The organism is Cryobacterium sp. MLB-32, from assembly GCF_000738085.1.
Classification (GTDB): Bacteria; Actinomycetota; Actinomycetes; order Actinomycetales; family Microbacteriaceae; genus Cryobacterium.
The window spans coordinates 1-3402 of the sequence record NZ_JPRS01000217.1; the positions used below are offsets into that span (position 1 = coordinate 1).

At 61.5% G+C, this 3402-nt stretch carries 4 protein-coding genes and 1 pseudogene; 4 read left to right on the forward strand and 1 reads right to left on the reverse strand.

All coding sequences use genetic code 11. The features are described from left to right. Window positions 1–283: 283 nt before the first annotated feature. Window positions 284–631 (forward strand): hypothetical protein, encoded by a 348-nt coding sequence (locus JF66_RS16385; RefSeq protein ID WP_035879702.1) that lies wholly within the window; start codon window positions 284–286, stop codon window positions 629–631. A gap of 147 nt (window positions 632–778) precedes the next feature. Here the strand turns inward: JF66_RS16385 and JF66_RS23145 are convergent, their stop codons facing one another. Continuing rightward, entirely contained in the window at window positions 779–928 is a 150-nt protein-coding gene (locus JF66_RS23145) for a hypothetical protein (RefSeq protein WP_156109861.1), read from the reverse strand. Window positions 929–1309: 381 nt separating this feature from the next. Between JF66_RS23145 and JF66_RS16390 the strand changes: the two genes are divergently transcribed. The 3 genes and pseudogenes from JF66_RS16390 to JF66_RS16400 all read left to right on the forward strand — a co-directional run. After that, complete coding sequence (locus tag JF66_RS16390) at window positions 1310–2509, forward strand: hypothetical protein (RefSeq protein WP_051973654.1); 1200 nt, start codon at window positions 1310–1312, stop codon at window positions 2507–2509. A 21-nt stretch (window positions 2510–2530) separates the two neighbouring features. Then, window positions 2531–2848, forward strand: a complete 318-nt coding sequence (locus JF66_RS16395; RefSeq protein WP_231556472.1) for a pilin — start codon at window positions 2531–2533, stop codon at window positions 2846–2848. 87 nt (window positions 2849–2935) lie between these two features. After that, a pseudogene (locus JF66_RS16400) lies at window positions 2936–3402 on the forward strand (hypothetical protein); the annotation flags it as partial.

Sequence of the window (3402 nt, forward strand, 5' to 3'; positions counted from 1 at the left end):
GTCCTCAGGCCCTACACATTGTTGACTGAACTGGTTTGGATCACCCTGACCGCCTTGTCGGTCGGGGTGATCTGATGTGTAGGCCGTGAAGTTGAGTCATTCGACGCGGATTGCAGCGTGCACCTCGGATCGCCTTCGACGCATTTTCAGCGTCAATAATCTTGACACCCCCCAAAAGGTGACATATATTCACCTTGTCGCCGGAGAAGCGGCGACGGTGTCAATCACCAACCCGAAGGGGTGCCGTGTTGATTGTCGCAATGAGCACTTCCGGATGTAAGCCATGACTGCGGCCGACACCGATCCCCTCTACCCCGGGGCCGGTGCTGGCGGCCATCTGCTCCTGGAACAGGTGGCAGCTGGCGATGAGGGTGCCTTTGGCGCACTGTATGACGCCTTCGTCGCTGAGACATATGCCATCTGCCTCTATAACCTCGCGAAAGCGGACACGGTCGAGGGGAGCATGGCCAGAACGTGGACCTTCATCTGGAGCAACGCCGCATCGCTCAACGACCAGGCCGGCTCGACGAAAACTATCGTGCTGTCAACCGCCTGGGCCTTTACCTCGGAGCGTCGCAGACGCCCCCACCGCCTGCCTGTCTGGCTTCGTGGTGGGCGCTCGTCGTTGTGAAACAAGCAAACGAGCTCGACTGATGACGTGGAAGTCATCGCCCGCGAGCCGGCCCGGAAAAGCACGCGGACTCCAGGTGAGAAATGAATGGCGGACCGGGCGGACCGGCAGGAAAAATATGCGCCTGACAACCGGCTGGTCGTCGACTCAGTGATGACTGGGGCGGTTCTGCCAAGCGGAGAAGTCCGGTGTCTCGTCCTCGTGTTCGCGGAGGATACGTAGCCGTTCCATCCCTGCGACGATATCCGGGTCGTCGTCGGGCAGCTCGCCATCCGGAAACTCCAGATCATTATTCATAGACACTGTCTCCCTCGGGTTGGTAAATCAGAATCTAGTCCAGCACGCACTCGAGTGTCGAAAACAGTCGAAACGGCGTCGCCCAAACCAATTCAGGATCGTGAATCGCCCGATGTATTTCGCGCACGTGGGGGTGTGTTGGCGGCAATGTCAGAGGTGAGGATTACTCTCTTATCAAGCGGATCGAAGCCGCCGATAAGAGGAGATGTGCCGGTGAAGCGTCGGTTTAACCGTACAAGCGGGTGTGGCCAGCCGGCCGCGGATCGCCTGATGGGTGCCTCACGCGTCAGCCGAGGCACCCGCTCTCGCACCTGTTCATATCGTCCCACCATCGTGGTGATCGACGAGCACCGATTCGAGTTCTAGAGAGGGAGATTGCTTGTGTCCAACGAAACTCAGGCAAGCACAGTCCAGACCACACCGCAGCACATCGCGCCCGCCGACTCAGATGTCTTTCGGGGCGCATCCCGAGCCCAGGGCTACATCGAAGGACGCGGGGGAGCGAACGAGGATCCGGAAGCAGAAACGACCGACGTCCACGGTGCAACCGCAACCGAGGCCGACGACTCACCTCACCCCGGGACGATTCCGTCGTCGCCGGCGATGTCTGCCGGGATTGAGGCAGATCTCTTCGACGTGTTCGGTCCGGATCATGACCTGGGCGTCCTCTCCGTTGCCGCGCCGGAGCGCCCGGCGGAGGTCGGATTGCGCGGCCTCCTCTCTCGAATGGGATTCACGATGGTACCGGGACCAGCAGAGCAGGCCCAGCGCGACCTGCTGGAGAAGGTGCGACGTGATGAAGAGATTATTCGGCAGGCCACGTGGACACGGGCCGTCGGCATCCTCGTAGCCAACCCGAAGGGCGGGGTTGGCAAGACCCCGACGGCGATCGGCATCGGTGGTGTCCTCGCCGCTGCCCGCGGTGGTTCCGTGTGCATCATGGAAGTGTCCGATGACCCGGGAGCTCTCGCATTTCGTGCCGAGGGAAACCCGCCACGCGGCCTGGGCGACTTGGTCCGCGACGTGGACACCATCAGCAATGCCGGGCAACTTGCCGGCTACACGGCACCGCAAACATCGTTTGCGTCCGTCATCGGCACGGTCAGGCGGCGCCCTCGACTCACCAGCGCGGACGTGACTGCCGTCGCCAGCGTTGTCGACAAGTACTTTGGGATCCGCGTCATGGACAGCGGGAACCAACCGTCATCATCAGCGTTCCAAGGCGCCGTCGCCACCGCGGATGTCCTCGTGATCCCCGTTTTCAACGCCGGGGACGCGGTCCTCGAAGTCGTCGCACTTCTCGAGGTACTCCGCTCCGCGGGAGGCCGCTCCGCCGACCTCGCCAACTCCGCCACGATTCTCCGTCTCACGGACGGCCGCCCAGAAAACCCCCACGTCGTCGCCCGCGTTGATCAGATCATCGCGAACACTGGGATTCACAACATCTTCACCATTCCCTACGACTCCCACATCGCCGAACGCGGACAAATCACGATCGACCACCTCGCCCCGCCCACACGGCATGCACTCACAGCGGCAGCAGCCAGCGTCGTCCGCACTCTCCAAGAAGTCGTCCGATAGCCCCTCGAAAGGCGAACCGACATGTTCACTCAGACCCTGCAGACCATCGTTCGTTCCATCGACAACCCGCTCAATGGAATCCTGCCGAACTTCACCATCTTCGGCGCCGAATTCACTCTGCTATGGCAGAAACTGCTCGCCGGAGTCTGGGGGATCGGCATCATCCTGGCGGTCGTGTTCTTGATCATCGGCATCATCAAGATGGCCAGCGCGTCCAGCGGCGGCAATCCCAACGATTACAAAGTCGCCCGCAACCAGGCGATGTGGGCCGGCATCTCTCTCGGCGTCCTCGCCGCCCTGGCGATCATCGTCGGCGCTATCCTCGCAGTCTTCGGATAGGAGAACAGCGTGCAGGCGACAGCACCCACAACCCGCCGGACGTGGCCCTGGATTCTCGGGGCCGCGGCCGTCGCAACGGCACTCATCGTGGCTACCGTCATCTACTTCAACAATCAAAAAGGGACGGCCGCCCCGACAGACGATCCTTCGCCCTCCATGTCAGCCACCACGCCAACAACCATTCCGACAGATGTGAATGCTTTGCCAACCGGGTGTTTGGGCGGCGAGACACGTGACGCCAACATGGTTCTGTCCGCTCAAAAGGCCGCGGCACACACGACCAATGGGGGTGTTGAATTCGCGGCGTCGTTTGTGCGCTGGATTCAGCGATACCCATACCCTTCTTCTGGCGAGGCCGACACGGTGGGTTCAAACGCCCTCGCCAGGGAATCATTTACAAACGATCTTGCGGCGTACATCGCGGCTGAACCCGACCTATCCGGTGGGATCGTGGCCCCAGGTGAGACCTACTACATGAGTACGATCCCCGGCGTCTGGCTGTTGGAGTCGGGGAGCAACGATCGCGTGGAGGTGACCATTGGAACGGCATTCGT

Coding starts and splice junctions, on each gene's coding strand:
- JF66_RS16395 (WP_231556472.1), top strand. CDS start 2,531: ATGTTCACTCAGACCCTGCAGACCATCGTTCGTTCCATCGACAACCCG.
- JF66_RS16385 (WP_035879702.1), top strand. CDS start 284: ATGACTGCGGCCGACACCGATCCCCTCTACCCCGGGGCCGGTGCTGGC.
- JF66_RS23145 (WP_156109861.1), bottom strand. CDS start 928: ATGAATAATGATCTGGAGTTTCCGGATGGCGAGCTGCCCGACGACGAC.